Annotated in this window: 12 protein-coding genes; 3 read left to right on the forward strand and 9 right to left on the reverse strand. The window is 43.1% G+C overall.

The genetic code is table 11. The features are described from left to right. Positions 1-12: 12 nt before the first annotated feature. Positions 13-693 carry a HEAT repeat domain-containing protein gene (locus ACM5QX_RS06640; RefSeq protein ID WP_414752898.1) on the reverse strand — a complete coding sequence of 227 codons (681 nt, stop codon included), beginning with the start codon at positions 691-693 and terminating at the stop codon, positions 13-15. Positions 694-929: 236 nt separating this feature from the next. Here ACM5QX_RS06640 and ACM5QX_RS06645 point away from each other — a divergent pair, with 236 nt between their 5' ends. Beyond that, entirely contained in the window at positions 930-1,481 is a 552-nt protein-coding gene (locus ACM5QX_RS06645) for a ferritin-like domain-containing protein (protein ID WP_414752899.1), read from the forward strand. Positions 1,482-1,899: 418 nt separating this feature from the next. Here ACM5QX_RS06645 and ACM5QX_RS06650 read toward each other — a convergent pair whose 3' ends face one another. The 8 genes from ACM5QX_RS06650 to ACM5QX_RS06685 all read right to left on the reverse strand — a co-directional run bounded on the left by ACM5QX_RS06650 (position 1,900) and on the right by ACM5QX_RS06685 (position 12,518). Beyond that, positions 1,900-2,352 carry a nitrate reductase associated protein gene (locus ACM5QX_RS06650; RefSeq protein ID WP_414752901.1) on the reverse strand — a complete coding sequence of 151 codons (453 nt, stop codon included), beginning with the start codon at positions 2,350-2,352 and terminating at the stop codon, positions 1,900-1,902. An 89-nt stretch (positions 2,353-2,441) separates the two neighbouring features. Further along, positions 2,442-2,900 carry a phosphate-starvation-inducible PsiE family protein gene (locus tag ACM5QX_RS06655; protein WP_414752953.1) on the reverse strand — a complete coding sequence of 153 codons (459 nt, stop codon included), beginning with the start codon at positions 2,898-2,900 and terminating at the stop codon, positions 2,442-2,444. A 242-nt stretch (positions 2,901-3,142) separates the two neighbouring features. After that, on the reverse strand, positions 3,143-5,326 hold the full coding sequence (locus ACM5QX_RS06660; RefSeq protein WP_414752902.1) for a molybdopterin oxidoreductase family protein: 2,184 nt from the start codon (positions 5,324-5,326) through the stop codon (positions 3,143-3,145). Positions 5,327-5,488: 162 nt separating this feature from the next. After that, a complete protein-coding gene (locus ACM5QX_RS06665; protein ID WP_011321212.1) occupies positions 5,489-6,322 on the reverse strand; it encodes a nitrate ABC transporter ATP-binding protein in 834 nt (277 codons plus the stop codon). A gap of 124 nt (positions 6,323-6,446) precedes the next feature. Continuing rightward, positions 6,447-8,420 carry a nitrate ABC transporter ATP-binding protein gene (locus ACM5QX_RS06670; RefSeq protein WP_414752903.1) on the reverse strand — a complete coding sequence of 658 codons (1,974 nt, stop codon included), beginning with the start codon at positions 8,418-8,420 and terminating at the stop codon, positions 6,447-6,449. A gap of 151 nt (positions 8,421-8,571) precedes the next feature. Then, positions 8,572-9,411 carry a nitrate ABC transporter permease gene (gene ntrB, locus ACM5QX_RS06675; protein ID WP_414752905.1) on the reverse strand — a complete coding sequence of 280 codons (840 nt, stop codon included), beginning with the start codon at positions 9,409-9,411 and terminating at the stop codon, positions 8,572-8,574. Positions 9,412-9,446: 35 nt separating this feature from the next. Continuing rightward, positions 9,447-10,769 carry a CmpA/NrtA family ABC transporter substrate-binding protein gene (locus ACM5QX_RS06680; RefSeq protein WP_414752954.1) on the reverse strand — a complete coding sequence of 441 codons (1,323 nt, stop codon included), beginning with the start codon at positions 10,767-10,769 and terminating at the stop codon, positions 9,447-9,449. A 138-nt stretch (positions 10,770-10,907) separates the two neighbouring features. Next, positions 10,908-12,518 carry a ferredoxin--nitrite reductase gene (locus tag ACM5QX_RS06685; protein ID WP_414752906.1) on the reverse strand — a complete coding sequence of 537 codons (1,611 nt, stop codon included), beginning with the start codon at positions 12,516-12,518 and terminating at the stop codon, positions 10,908-10,910. A gap of 564 nt (positions 12,519-13,082) precedes the next feature. On the opposite strand from ACM5QX_RS06685, the gene ACM5QX_RS06690 reads away from it, so the two are divergent. Beyond that, positions 13,083-13,493 (forward strand): ubiquinol-cytochrome c reductase iron-sulfur subunit, encoded by a 411-nt coding sequence (locus tag ACM5QX_RS06690; RefSeq protein WP_414752907.1) that lies wholly within the window; start codon positions 13,083-13,085, stop codon positions 13,491-13,493. Between the two features lie 129 nt (positions 13,494-13,622). Then, on the forward strand, positions 13,623-14,825 hold the full coding sequence (locus ACM5QX_RS06695; RefSeq protein WP_414752908.1) for a HEAT repeat domain-containing protein: 1,203 nt from the start codon (positions 13,623-13,625) through the stop codon (positions 14,823-14,825). Positions 14,826-15,000: the final 175 nt, after the last annotated feature.

Below are 15,000 nucleotides of genomic sequence, written 5' to 3' on the forward strand. Positions count from 1 at the left end.
TGGGACGTGATATTAAGCTTGATTACCCATTTCCTCAAGTCTTTTCAGACCAATCCTCGCAGCTTCAGCAACATTAGGATGGCTGTCTTTTTCTAAATATTTTAAAGCTGATACACTTTTGGGGGTCGGAAGATTACCTAAGGATTCTGCTAAACGTTGCCTAACTAACCAATCATCTGACTGAGCAAAGCGCAGGATACTATCAACAGATTCAATATCTTGTATTTCACCTAAGGCAGAAATAGCAGCTTGTTGGATGACTCCTTCTTTGCTATCTAACGCCTGCATCAAGACTTGATGGGCGCGTGGGTCTTTGAGATTACCCAGGGAAACTGCTGCACTAAAACGGACTAACCAATCGGTGTCTTCATAAAATGCTCGTGACAGCACTTCAAAGGCTCTAATATCACCCAAGTATCCCAATGCGCCAGCCGCATCAGCGCGAATGCCATAATCTGGGTCATTTTCGAGAATCTTTACCAGAATTGGGTAACACTCTGCTGTTTGTTTGATGCCTAGAGCAAAAATTGCCATTGATCGCAGCTGCAAAGATTCGTCATCCAATACCTTTTTAATTAAAGGTACAGCATCCTCAGCAGCTATATTTCGCAAATTAGCAAGAGCTACCATGCGATCGCGCAAATCTGGACTTTCTAACTGAGCAGAAATTTCCTGCAATTGTGAAACAGTCATTTAATTCCCAGCGCATTCTTAATGTATCTTTACTTTACTTTACCTGATCTCTCATGTGGCTTGGTCGGGGGTTCAGGAATGAGAGTAGAGTGTTTTCCGCCTATGTAGAGTTTTTTGTATCTGTCTTAGCATTGAGAATTAACAGTATTTAATGTCTGTTGTGTCTTAGGTAAGACGAGAAGCCTTGAGTGACAAACGTAGTTTAGAGGGGTCAACCGAAGTTCAGGTGAAGAACAATGGTTCAACTAAGCGAACGTCCAGGGACTGCCAGAATCAACAACTTCCAAGAAAAGTTTATCTACGAAGTTGGTGCGATTTATGACGCGGAACATCGCTTTTGGGAGGCCCAGCAGACAATGTTGCAGTGTTGCCAAAATAATCAACTCAGGTCTTTGATTGAAACTCACATCCGAGAAACAGAACAACAAATTCGGAATCTAGAGCAGGTGTTCAACGCTTTGGGACAGCAACCAACGCGGGTCACTTGCGATGCTGCGGCTGGTCTGATCAGTGACGGTCAAAAGTTAATGCTCCTAGCTTCAGAGAATCAACCAATTCTTAATTTGGGGTTGGCTGGTGGTCAAGCGAAGGTAGAACAGTTAGAAATTGCCTGCTACCGTGGTTTGATTAGAGCTGCCGAACAGATGGGACAAGATCAAGTCGTACAACTGTTACGGCAAAACTTACAGCAAGAGGAACAAACAGCTCAAAAAATAGAACAACATCTGCCGCAGTTAATTCAAGAAGCCCAATCAGCAGGTGGTTCCAAGACTAGTAAGTCTCGCTAGTGCGATCGCCAAAAGTAAACTAAGGTAAAAGCAAGGGGAAAAGATACTTACAACATCTTCTTCCCTTGATCAAATCCCAAAACTCAGCCGATTGATAGATAGTTATATCTTTATAAAGATAGAAAAGATACCTTATCCATACAAGGTATATTTTTATTTGAATCAAGATGATTGCTGTGCCTGAAAAATTTCATATATTGGCAGCACTACAAAATTGCCGCAGATAAAACCCCGTTGAATAAATGGGGTTTTATTTATGCCGTTTCTTTATAAAGCTGTGCCAAATTTTAGCCTTTTTAACGCAGAGTCACCTTGTAGACGCTTCGGCTACTCTACGAGTTCTCCGCAGGAGTACCCGCAGGGTAGTTAGCGCTGAGGCACGCAGAGATTTTCTTATAAAAATTCGCTAGGTTTAAATTTAAACTATATTAAACTCTGCGATCGCCTTGGGGAAATTTTTGTTTTCATGTCCTGAACGGCTGAGTTTAATCAAGGCAAAACGCTGTAATGGGCTTAAATTCTCCCACTGTGATAAAGTTACAATCACGCCTGTTTCTTGAGCTTTATCCTGAATACTAATTGGTATGGTATTAGAGTCTAGCCATGCAGGTTCAGACTCAATTGGTAGCTTTGTGGGTAGTGTGCCAGTTCGATTTACAATCAGCTGCTGGATATATTCTTGATAAGATTGAATTTCTGCGGTTGTAGTGCATGGTAGTTCGACTAAAGCTTCTCTTTCGGCTTGATTCATTTGGTTCCAATCAGATAATTTAAGTTTAATGCCGCAGGTATCAAGTTTGTAGCGCACCTGCATGGGTATGCAACGTAGAGAATCAACAAAGTCTGCTTCAAATTTAAAGAAGTCTGCCATAATTAGCGATTGAAACTATAATTTCAACACCAAAATCTATCAATCTTGTCAGACTATAATTATATCAGCATAATAATACAATTAAATATTTAATTTCTATTACCATAATTACTGGAACGAATAATTAGATAGCTAATTGAAAGTGCTAGTACGGCAACACCTAAACCAATAATATCAACACCATTGACCTTTTCTAAATCAAGAATAATGATTTTCCTAGCAACGGCAATTAAAGAGGTAACAATTACTAATTCAACCTGAAAAACGTGTCTTTTGAGATAAGCGGTGATATTTTCTAAAATTTCTAAAGCAATGAGAATATTTAGAAATAGACCGAAAACCTTGAATAGGGTAGTGTTAATTTTGCCATATGGGACAGTAAAAACTTCTTTAACAATAAAGATTCCTAAATCACCGATCGCCACCAAAATTACCAATACCATAAAAATAGATAGAACTTTAGAAACAAGCACTTCTACATTTTCAATAATGTGCATGAAGTTCTCATCGCTACCAATTCCTACAATTCTTTTAATTAATCTCTTCATCACCTACACCCCAGTTTTGGTAAACCTTGATTCAGTCAAAATAAAAATCCCGTAGATTAATCTAGAGGATTAAAAGTTCTCTCTTATAAAAAATAAGAAAAAGAGAAAAATTGACTTTTCTATAACTCTTACTATCCAGTAACAGTAATCAAATAAAGCTGATAGCCCAATAGTTATTACATATTAAGTACTAATGGTAACTATTGATTTTATTCTATTATTGATTATCGATACCTAGAAGCTTACCACTGAGATGACTGGAGTTGATAATTTTCGGCTGTAATTTCTACAGAAATTGGTATTAATTGGACTGCACAGGCTTTTAACTCTGGTTGTAATGAATCGGGGCAAGATTCTGAATGGGTTAGGGCATTAGCTTCCGCATCCTCTGCCCAGAGTTTACCCCAGTGCATGGGGACAAAAACTGTACCTGGAGAAATAGCTTTTGTCACCTTGGCGGGAAACTTAGCACTACCTCGACGCGATCGCACTTCTACCACCTGATGATCTATAATGCCTAACTTCGCCGCATCACGAGGATGTATCTCGATGAATGGTTCGGGGTGCATGGCGCGGATTTTTTCTATCCGACCGGTACGGGTTTGGGTGTGCCAATGTCCGTATAATCGTCCAGTAGTCAACACAAAAGGATAAGCGGGGTCTGGTGGTTCTGCTAATCCCTGAGAATAATATGCCCCAAAGCGTGCGCGACCATCAGGGGTATGAAAGCGTAAATCAGTGTAGAGTCTTTTATGCTTATCCCCACTCTCCATTTCTGGATATGGCCATTGGGTGGGGCCTTGGGCTTGTAATTGTTGATGGCTAATACCAGACATATCACAAGGGCGACCCTTGGTCAGTTGGGCAAACTCGGCGTAGACTTGGGCTGAGTTTCCAAAAGCGAACTTGTCCTCAAAACCTAATCGCCGTCCAACTTCTGCAAAGATTTCCCAATCTGGCTTGGCTTCTCTTGGTGGTTGGCGGAAGGCTTGACATAGGGTGACGCGGCGTTCTGAGTTGGTCATGACTCCAGTTTTTTCACCCCATTGGGCTGCTGGTAACAGAACATGAGCGTATGCTGTAGTTTCTGTAGGGTGGTAAGCATCTTGGTAGATTGTGAAAGGCGATCGCAATAACGCCTTTTTCGTCCGTTCCAAATCTGGCATACTTACAGCTGGGTTAGTAGCTGCAATCCACAGTAAACCCACATTACAGTCTTCCAAACCAGTAATCATGTCCCACGCAGTTAAACCGGGATGGGGTGAAATTTGCCCTGATGGAAATCCCCAAAATGCTTCTAATTCTGCCCGGTGTTGGGGATTTTTCACCAATCGATAACCCGGTAATAAATGAGCTAAACCGCCTGCTTCCCGTCCTCCCATCGCATTCGGTTGACCGGTGAGGGAGAAAGGCCCAGCCCCTGGTTGACCGACTTGTCCCGTCATCAAATGTAAGTTAATAATCGTTCTGACTTTGGCTGTACCTTCACTCGATTGATTCACACCCATCGACCACAAAGACAACACACGCTGCGATTCACCCCAATAACGGGCAGCTATTTCTAAATCCTCAACGGTGATACCACATTGACGGGCTACTACCTCCGGTGGATAGTGGCGAATTACCTCAGCGTAGGCTGAAAAGTTGCTGGTACAGTCATCGATGAAACCGACATCTATCATGTTCCAACGCATTAATAAATGAGCAATCCCATTTAACAAGTCAATATCTGTACCCGGTTTAATCGCCAAATGTAAATCAGCAGCTTCGGCGGTAGGTGTGCGCCGAGGATCAACCACAACCATTTTCACCTGATGGTTTTTTCTGTGGTACTTCTCCAGTCTGTTAAAAACAATGGGGTGACATTCGGCAGTATTTGTCCCAATTAAGAATGCACAGTCAGTTAACTCCAAATCTTCATAACAACAGGGAGGCCCATCAGCCCCAAAACTTTGAATATACCCAGATACCGCACTGGACATACATAAGCGGGAGTTAGCATCAAAATTATTGCTACCCAAACAACCTTTCATCAGTTTTTGGGCTATGTAGTAATCTTCAGTTTGGAATTGACCGGAACCATACATACATATAGCTTCCGCCCCTTGAGTAAAGCGCACAGTTTGAATACGCTTGGTGATGAGGTCAAAAGCTTCATCCCAACTCACGCGACGGAACTCTTGATCTAATGAGTCCCGTACCATTGGGTAATGTAATCTATTTTTATCCAAAGATTCGGCGATCGTTGCCCCTTTCACACAAACCATCCCCTGGCTCGATAGATGGGCTTTATCACCCCGCACCCGCCAAATTGGATTTCCTTGGCTATCTCGATTTGTGGCTTTGTTGAGTTGGGCTGGTGGTGTTACTTCTAGTCCACAGCCGACACCACAATAAGGACATAGGGTTTTGGTAGATTCAGTCACGTCGCTTCGCTCCGAATTCAAAATTCAAAATTCAAAATTCAAAATTAAAGACAATTTAGTGGGAGCAGGGGGAGCAGGGGAGCAGAGGGAGCAAGGGAAGTAAAAAAGAATAACTATGGACTGTTGACTATTGACTGTTGACTATGGACTATTGACAACTGACTACTCCTCATGAGCAAAGCGGTTATACAAGAAATCTAGGGCGTAATTTCTGAGGTTGTAATATTCGGGGTCTTCCATGATGCGGCGACGGTTGCGGGGGCGATCGAAAGGAATATCGAGGATTTCGCCGATTTGGGCGGCTGGGCCGTTGGTCATCATGACAACTCTGTCGGCTAGGAATAAAGCTTCATCAATATCATGGGTAATCATGAGGACGGTGACTTGATGATCACTCCAAATTTGTAGTAGTTCTTCTTGTAATTCTTCTTTGGTGATTGCGTCTAATGCGCCGAAAGGTTCATCGAGAATCAATACTTGGGGGCGGATGGATAAAGCGCGAGCGATCGCCACTCGTTGTTTCATCCCGCCGGAAATCTGGCTAGGCTTTTTCTCTGCGGCTTCTGTCAGTCCCACCATTGCTAGGTGTTCTCTGACGATGGCGCGTTTTTCGGCTTGGGGTTTGTGGGGAAATACTGCATCTACGGCTAGGTAAACGTTTTCAAAAACACTTAGCCAAGGGAGTAAGCAATAATTTTGAAAGACCATCATCCGGTCGGGGCCTGGTTCGGTGATGGGTTTGTCTTGTAGGAGAACTACGCCTTCGCTGGGGGTGTTGAAGCCGGAAATCATGTTGAGCAGGGTTGATTTACCGCAGCCGGAATGACCAATTAAGCAGACAAATTCGCCTTCACGAACTTTTAGGTCAATTCCATCGAGGACGGTGTAGGGGCCTTCGGGGGTGGGGTAGATTTTGCTTACGCCTTCAACTACTAGGAAGTTATCTGTTTTTTGGGGTTTTGGGTTGGTTTGATTATTTCTATTGATTATTTGCATATTATTTTCGGTGCTGGATGGATTTATGATTGGCTCACGCAGAGGCGCAAAGGCGCAAAGGAGGAGAGGAGCGGAGAGATGACTGTTGACTGTTGACCGTTGACTATGGACTAATGACTAATGACTAAATAAATATTTCCTCTATACGTATTTGCCGTTTGATTTCTAAGCTTTTGAGGTATTCGATTGGTTCTGAGGGGTTGAATAGTTTACCGTCGAATAGGTGGATGGGGTCGTCTTCACCGATATCTAGTAAGCCGAGGTCGCGGGCTGCTGCACCGAATATGTCTGTGCGGCAAACTCTTTCGGTGATTTCTACCCAGTTTTTGGGGAATGGTGTTAAGCCCCAACGTGCCATTTGTGTTATCATCCACAAGATTTCGGTGCGGTTGGGATAGTTGGTTTTGTTGAGGTAAAACTGGTTATAGGCTGTGAGTTGTTGGGGTGGTGTACCGTCGCCGCGATCGTAGGGGTCGATGAAGCCAGGGCGGACGTAGGCGGGATTGACATCTAGATATTCGGGACGACAGAGTAATTGGAGAATTTCTTCGCGGTTGCGGAGGTCGTCACAATATTTGCAGGCTTCTATTAGTGCTTTGACGAGGTTAAGGTAGGTTTCTGGGTATTTTTGCGCCCAATCTTCTCTGACTCCCAAGACTTTTTTCGGCTGTCCTGACCAGATTTCTAAAGCTGTAGCTGCAACGAAGCCTAAATCATCATGGACGGCTTGATAGTTCCAAGGTTCTCCTGCACAGTAACCGTCAATGTTGCCGGCTTTGAGTTGAGATACCATTTGGGTTGGAGGAATGACTGTTAAGCTAACATCTCTATCGGGATCTATACCGCCAGCCGCTAACCAGTAACGCAGAATTAGGTTTTGCATGGAGGCGGGATGAACTACCCCCAAGGTGAGGATTTGATCTGGAGAACTATCAATTACTGCTTTTAAGTCAGCTAGGCTTCTCACACCTTGGCTATATAGTCTCTTGCTGAAGGTGATGGCGTTAGCGTTGCGAGAAAGATTTAAGGCGTTGATCACAGGAGTTGGCGTTTGACTCCCAGCACCTAAAGTTAACGCAATCGGCATTCCTGCAACCATTTGGGCTGCATCTAATTTGCCAGTTACTACACCAGTAGCGATCGCCTGCCAGTTGGTTTCCCGGTTGAGGATAACATTATCTAAGCCGTATTTGGCAAAGAAGCCTTTTTCTTTAGCGACAATTAAAGGTGCAGAGTCAGTCAAAGGCATAAAGCCGATTTCAATCACGGCTTTGGCTGTTCCCAATGGTGCAGAAGCCTGCTGTGTCTGACGTTTCTTAGCTAGCTTTTGTTGGTTGAGGAAGTAAATTATCTCATTCCGCAGATTGTAATAGCTGGGATGTTTGACGACCTCCAAACGTTGACGGGGACGGGGGATAGGGACTTCGAGAATCTGCCCAATGTGGGCTTCTGGGCCGTTGGTGAGCATGACGACGCGATCGCTCAACAACAGCGCCTCATCTACATCATGTGTCACCATCACACAAGTAATTTGATGTTCATTGCAGATTTTCATCAACTGTTCTTGCAAACTCCCCCTTGTCAAAGCATCCAAAGCCCCAAAAGGTTCATCTAACAGCAACAACTTGGGACGAGTAGCTAAAGCACGGGCGATCGCTACCCGTTGTTTCATCCCCCCAGATAACTCACTAGGACGTTTATTCGCCGCTAGGCGCAGTCCCACCATATCAATGTGTTCCTCAACAATTACCCGACGCTCACCCTTAGACTTACCCTGATAAACCTCATCCACAGCCAGAGCAACATTTTCCCGCACAGTTAACCAAGGAAGCAGGGAATAATTTTGAAAAACCACCATCCTATCTGGACTAGGTTCTCGAATTTCCCGCCCTTCCAAAGTCACACCGCCAATACTAGCTTGATCTAACCCAGCAATAATATTGAGCAAAGTAGACTTACCACAACCAGAATGTCCAATTAAAGAAACAAACTCCCCCTGCTTAATTTTCAACTCAATATTTTTCAGTGCAATATATCTACCACCATTAGGTAAATCAAATATCCGATCAACGTGATCAACTTCAACAAAAGTAGGCATTACTCAACCCCTTTGGGGAATTCAAAATTCAAAATTCAAAATTAAAGAGGTCATTAGTCCTTAACTAATTCCTTCCCTCTCTTCCCTCTCCCACCTCTCCGCGTACCTCAGCGCTCACCTCAGCGCCCCTCCGCGTTTAAATCTTAATTAACTACTTCTGCTCCGCCACAACTTTACTAGCAACAAAACCCACCAATCTATCTAACAACAAACCCACCAAACCAACATAGATAAGTGCCAAAATAATCTCACTCAAATTAGTTTCAGTAGTTGTGTTGTAAGCATCCCAAATAAACGAACCAATCCCCACACCACCAACTAACATTTCCGCCGCCACGATAGCTAACCAAGATAAACCAATACCAATTCTTAAACCCGTAAAGATATAGGGAACCGTGGCAGGAAAGACAATTTTAAAAAAGTACTTTGCTCCCTTCAGCCGTAACACCTTAGCTACATTGATGTAATCTTGGGGAATTTGTTGTACACCGACTGTAGTATTAATCAGAATCGGCCATATTGAAGTGATGAAAATAACGAAAATTGCTGAGGGGTTAGCCTGTTGGAATGCTGCCAGTGAAATTGGTAACCACGCTAGAGGCGGGACTGTTCGCAACACTTGGAATATAGGATCTACAGCATTGTAAACTAACGGATTTACGCCGATTAAAATGCCTAATATAATTCCGGCGATCGCTGCCAAAGAAAAACCTAAACCAACCCTTCCCAAACTACTCAAAATTTGCCAGCCTAAACCCTTATCGCTTTCACCGTTATCAAAAAATGGATTGATAATAAAAGGGTCCCAAGTTTCCGAAAAAGTTTCTATAGGGCCTGGTAATTTAAAGTTAGGATTCAAACAAAGCAGTTGCCAAATTACCAAAAAAATTCCTAATGCTACTAGTGGTGGTACAACTTTTTTCCACAAGAAATTATTGATAGCTCTTTGAGACTTTCTTACCCTAGCGCGATTCCCTAAAATAGCTGTCACTTCGCCTTACTCCAAATTCAAAATTTACAGCCCAATTAAACTTTTTTGATTTTCAAGCTATTTAAATATTCTTCTGGCTTTTCTGGGTCAAATTTCACGCCATCAAAGAAAGTTTCCACCCCACGGGAACTGCTAGCTGGAATTTCGGCATCAGCCACACCAATTGCTTTCGCTGCTTTCTTCCACAAGTCTTCTTTATTGACTTGATTAACAATATCTTGAACTTTGGTATCTTTTGGTAAATAACCCCAGCGAATATCTTCAGTTAAAAACCAAATATCGTGACTCTTATAGGGATAGGAAGCATTATCTGCCCAGAATTTCATCCGATGGGCAAAGTTTTGTTCTTTACGACCATCACCATAATCGATATTGCCTTTAGCTCTTTCTACAATATCTGCTGCTGCAACATTTAAGTATTTACGGTCAGCGCAGATTTGACACATTTCTTCTTTGTTTTCTGCTTTGTCGCACCACTGTTGTGCTTCCAAAATCGCCATCAAAATTGCCTGGGCTGCATTGGGATTTTGATCAACCCAATCTTGTCGCATGGTAAAGGCTTTTTCTGGATGATCTTTCCACAATTCGCCTGTAACTAAAGCGGAATAACCTAATTTTTGGTTGACTAACTGAGCATTCCAAGGTTCTCCTACACAGAAGGAATCGACAGTCCCAACTTTCATATTTGCTACCATTTGTGGTGGTGGTACAGGTTCCAACACAACATCTTGATCAGGATTAATACCACCAGCCGCTAACCAATAGCGCATCCACAAATCATGTGTCCCACCAGGAAAGGTAATACCAGCTTTCCAGGCTTTCTTATCAGCTTTGGCTTTGGCGGCTACGTCTTTGAGGTTTTTGCTTTCTAAATTAATGTTCAGGTCTTTATATTTCTCAGCTACAGAAATAGCCTGACCGTTTGTATTTAACCTAGCCAAAATGTACATTGGCACTTTATCTTTGATGGTCATGAGGTATGGCATGGGACTAAGGATATGTGCGCCATCAATACCACCACCAGATGAGCCAATTTTTAAGTTATCGCGGGTGACAGGCCAAGATTTTTGCTTGATGACTTCAACATCGGTCATGCCATATTTAGCAAAAAAGCCCTTCTCTTTAGCAATGATGAGGGGTGCAGCATCAGTAAGCGGGATAAATCCTAACTTGGCTTTGGTTGTTTCTACCTTGGGTGCGTTAGTGGCTGAGACGTTAGCTGCTGGTGCTGCTGAAGGCGCTTGTTCTCCTGTGGTAGCTGATTGGGAACTATTGGAGGTGCAACCATGAGCCAAAATAGAAGCCGCCGCCGCCGCGCCTGTGGTGAATAGAAATTTTCTTCTGGAAACCTGTGTCATGTTTTGTATGTTGTTAATTCGTCGGTTGTCAGTTGTCATTAGTCAACAGTCAATAGTCATTAGTCATTAGTCATTAGTCCATAGTTATTCTTCTTTACTCCCTCTGCTTCCTCTGCTCCCCTGCTCCCCCTGCTCCCTCTACTGGCTGCTAACTAAAGCTTCCTGCCTGGGTTTGGCTCCAAAATTAGTAATGAGTAAGTCTCGTAATACTAGGTGCAAGTCTTCGCAGGGGATGCCTTTTTGTACGCAACTACCTAAATGTGCGTCTTTGCCGACTTTGCCTCCCATGTAGATGTCAACGCCTTCGACGGCTTTACCGTTTTTACGAGCTTTGGTTCCCATTAAACCGATGTCTGCAACTTGGGGTTGTCCGCAGGAGTTGGGGCAACCTGTCCAATGGATTCGCACTGGACGGGTGAATGTTAACTCTGCTTCTAAGTCTTTAATCATTTCTAGAGCGCGGTTTTTGGTTTCGATGAGGGCGAAGTTGCAAAATTGTGCGCCTGTGCAGGAAACTAGCGATCGCGTCAATGCTCCCGGATCAAGAGAAAATCTTTCTAGTAAAGGATCTGTCAATAAAGTCTTTAACCGCGAGTCGGTAATGTTGGGAATGATGATGTTTTGTTCAACAGTCATGCGGATTTCACCGCTACCGTAAACATCGGCTATCCGAGCTAGTTCAAACATATCCTCGGCATATAACCTACCTACGGGTATGTGTAAGCCTACATAGTTCAATCCCTCTTGCTTTTGTTTATAGACTCCGATATGGTCGCGTTTTTCCCAATCAATTTCGTCTTTGGGTGCGGCGTGTAGTAAGGATTTACCTAAACGCTGTTCGACTTCTGCCCGGAACTTATCTATACCCCATTCATCAATTAGCCACATCAAGCGAGACTTAAGCCGATTAGCTCTGAGTCCGTTGTCACGATAGACTTCCAGAACTGCTCTACATAAGGCTACAACTTCTTCAGGTGTTACCCAAGCATTCAAAGGAATTGCCGCTTCACAACGTTTGGCAGAAAAGAAGCCACCAACTAACACGTTAAATCCAAATACTTTTTGGTGAGTAGAAGATTCTTCACCACCCCCCAAAACCCAATCTCCAATCCCTTCTTTGAATGCGGGAACAAAGGCTAAATCGTTGATTTCCGCATGAACTGAATTATCCCGTCCACCAGCGATCGCAATATTAAATTTTCGTGGTAAGTTACTAAACTCTCGATTACCTTCTCCTTTGTTGGTGAGCATATCTTGAATTTGCTGCACTAACTCACGAGTATCATACAATTCATCCGCATCCAACCCGGCGATCGGGTCGCCTGTGATGTTGCGGATGTTGTCCATCCCTGACTGCACACTGGTTAAACCTACTGCCTGAAATTTATTGAATATGTGCGGTAAGTCTTCTATTCTGATTCCCCGTAGTTGGATATTCTGCCTAGTTGTAATATCAGCGTTGCCATCATCTCCGTAACGCTGCACTACTTCAGCTAAAACACGCATTTGATCGCTGGTGAGAATACCATTAGGCATCCGCATCCGCATCATGAATTTGCCAGGGGTGACTGGACGAAAGAATACACCCACCCATTTGAGGCGATGATCTCGGTCTGTTTCGTCCATTGCTTCCCATCCCAAAGAGGCAATTTTTTCAATCTCTGACTTGATGGCAAGGCCATCTTTTTCGGCTTTGAATTTCTCAAACTTATTGAGACTGGCTTTGGGGGTAGTTACTGTATCTGTCATGAGCTGGTTCTCATAAATTTGTATTTGCTCAAGATCAATCAGCTCGTAGTCTTGCTGGTTCTACGAGGTCTAGTAATGAAAAACGAAATATTTATTTATGTCTGATTACTTGTACTCAAGACTGTTCTAGGATGACTTGTTTGTTACTTCAATGAATGACACGCCGCCGATGTTTCACTGAAGGTAACTCTAGAACTAAACCGGGGGGAAACTGTAATCTTTTACATTGGCTAAATTTTTCAAGTGGCTTGTGTAAATGTTTATGTAACAATTTCGATACTTCTAAGGTTATGTTGGGATCTCAGGTAAAATAGTATAAGTAGCTACAGAATTCTAGTATTAATGCTTAAATTAAATAATTAAGATGCGTTTTCTGCATCACATATACTTAACAAGTAGCCCAAAATGCCTGTAAAGCATTGCTACACTTTCCATCTCAGTTGTTAGTGAATATGCTCTAACACCTCATCCTTGGATTGGTGTCCTGGAATTTCATTGACTATTAACTATTGACCATTGACCATTGACTATTGACTATTGACTATTGACTATTGACTAAAAACTATGAAACGAAGGGATTTCATCAATTGGGTAGGTTTGGGCTGGATAGCTAGTAGCCTACCTATAGCGATCGCTGCTTGTTCTTCCCAGCCTGTAACATCTACAGAGGCGCAAGCGATCGGGACTGTTGCCGAATTAGATAAAACTGGTCAATTACTCAACGAAAATTCACCAATTGGCCCGGTTTTGGTAGTGGGTACATCGAAGGACGCAAATCTGATTGCTGTTAATCCTACTTGTAGCCACAAAGGCTGTACTGTAGCATGGCAAGCCCAAGCCAAAAAATTTGTCTGCCCATGTCATGGCGCAGAATATGGAGTTGATGGTAAAGTGCAGAAAGACCCAGCTACAAAACCACTCAAAACTTACGCCGCCAAGATTGAGGGTGATTCAGTTGTAGTTAAGCAAAGCTAGTGTGAGCAAGCAGGGAGCAGGGGAAGAATAAATTTATTACTTATCACTCCCGACTCAGCACTGGCTAAACGCCGCAGCTATGCCCACAGGGCTTTACAGCACTCATAACTTCACCATTCCAAAGGTATTGTGAATAATATCGGTCAACTTTTAGTACAAGCGCAGGCGGCGCATAGTGCAGATGATTTGTCATTGGTGATTAATGATCTGCAACAGTTGATTTTAGTGGATAGAGATGAAATAGGTCACTCAGAACAACTGCTGAAATTAGCACTCTCTATTTTTGAGATGGGAGATTTTCAGCAACGTTGGGATATTGCCAAGGTGTTAGTTCATTTGGGAACTGCGACCATCAACCCATTAATTGACATCCTAGAAGATGAAGATACAGAGGATGAATTGCGCTGGTTTGCTGCCCGAATTTTAGGTGAATTACAGCACCCAGATGCGATTATGCCTCTGGTAGAACTATTGAAAACTAGTGAGGAGGATGAACTGAAAGCGATCGCCTCATCCGCAATAGCGCAAATGGGTAGTATGGCTATTCCTGTGCTTGTAGAACTGCTAACACATGAAAATACAAGACTTTTGGCAGTTCGATCGCTTGCTTATATTCGGCGTACAGAAACTATTGCGCCTTTATTAAGTGTGGTGCAAGATGCTCAAGCTTCCGTCCGCGCCGCCGCACTCGAAGCCCTCAGCAGTTTTCATGATGAACGTGTACCACCCATACTGTTGAACGCTTTAAATGATTTATCCGCCGCAGTCAGGCGTACAGCGATTCAGGGTTTAAGTTTTCGCTCTGATTTATCTTCAGAATTAAATTTAGTCGCCACATTACAACCCAAATTGTACGACTTTAGTGTGGAGGTGTGTTGTGCAGCTGCCAATGCTCTTGCCCGGATGGGTGGCGATGACGCAGCCAAGCACCTATTCACAGGTTTGATATCACCCCACACACCTATTACCTTACAACTGGAAATTATTCGCGCTTTGAATTGGCTAGAGTCACTAACGGCGCTGGAGTATTTACGACAAGCTTTAAATCAACTCACTTCCATAACTCTTTGCCAGGAAGTTGTTACAGTTCTAGGGAGAACACAAAAGCCTGAGTTAAAAATACCAGCCACAGCCATTCTGTTAGAGATACTGAACTCGTCACATCCAGCTATAAAAACGAATAGTGTGAAAAGTGCGATCGCCTTATCTTTGGGTCAGATCGGTAGTCCAGAAGCAACGGAAAGCTTAACCATGCTGTCACAAGATACAGATGAACTTGTCCGAGTTCATGCGATCGCTGCACTGACTAAGCTAGCCCCTTCTGCTGTATAAGTTGAAACCACAATAAGCAAATACAGACTTAAGGTGATTTTTCTCTCCCGTCAAATACCATAAATAGTCATCATTATGGTGGGTATTAGTCAATAGTAATTATAGAATTACCCAATAGTATTGATGTTAATTTGTTCTCGAAAATAGTATTTACTAGAATTTACTACTTGCGATG

It is taken from the genome of Anabaena sp. CCY 9910, assembly GCF_963920875.1.
In the GTDB taxonomy this organism is placed as follows: Bacteria; Cyanobacteriota; Cyanobacteriia; order Cyanobacteriales; family Nostocaceae; genus Trichormus; species Trichormus variabilis.

Bases quoted from the DNA above. Each gene is read 5' to 3' on its own strand.
- ACM5QX_RS06640 (WP_414752898.1), bottom strand. From the start codon at position 693: ATGACTGTTTCACAATTGCAGGAAATTTCTGCTCAGTTAGAAAGTCCA.
- ACM5QX_RS06645 (WP_414752899.1), top strand. From the start codon at position 930: ATGGTTCAACTAAGCGAACGTCCAGGGACTGCCAGAATCAACAACTTC.
- ACM5QX_RS06650 (WP_414752901.1), bottom strand. From the start codon at position 2,352: ATGGCAGACTTCTTTAAATTTGAAGCAGACTTTGTTGATTCTCTACGT.
- ACM5QX_RS06655 (WP_414752953.1), bottom strand. From the start codon at position 2,900: ATGAAGAGATTAATTAAAAGAATTGTAGGAATTGGTAGCGATGAGAAC.
- ACM5QX_RS06665 (WP_011321212.1), bottom strand. From the start codon at position 6,322: ATGCAAATAATCAATAGAAATAATCAAACCAACCCAAAACCCCAAAAA.
- ACM5QX_RS06670 (WP_414752903.1), bottom strand. From the start codon at position 8,420: ATGCCTACTTTTGTTGAAGTTGATCACGTTGATCGGATATTTGATTTA.
- ACM5QX_RS06680 (WP_414752954.1), bottom strand. From the start codon at position 10,769: ATGACACAGGTTTCCAGAAGAAAATTTCTATTCACCACAGGCGCGGCG.
- ACM5QX_RS06685 (WP_414752906.1), bottom strand. From the start codon at position 12,518: ATGACAGATACAGTAACTACCCCCAAAGCCAGTCTCAATAAGTTTGAG.
- ACM5QX_RS06690 (WP_414752907.1), top strand. From the start codon at position 13,083: ATGAAACGAAGGGATTTCATCAATTGGGTAGGTTTGGGCTGGATAGCT.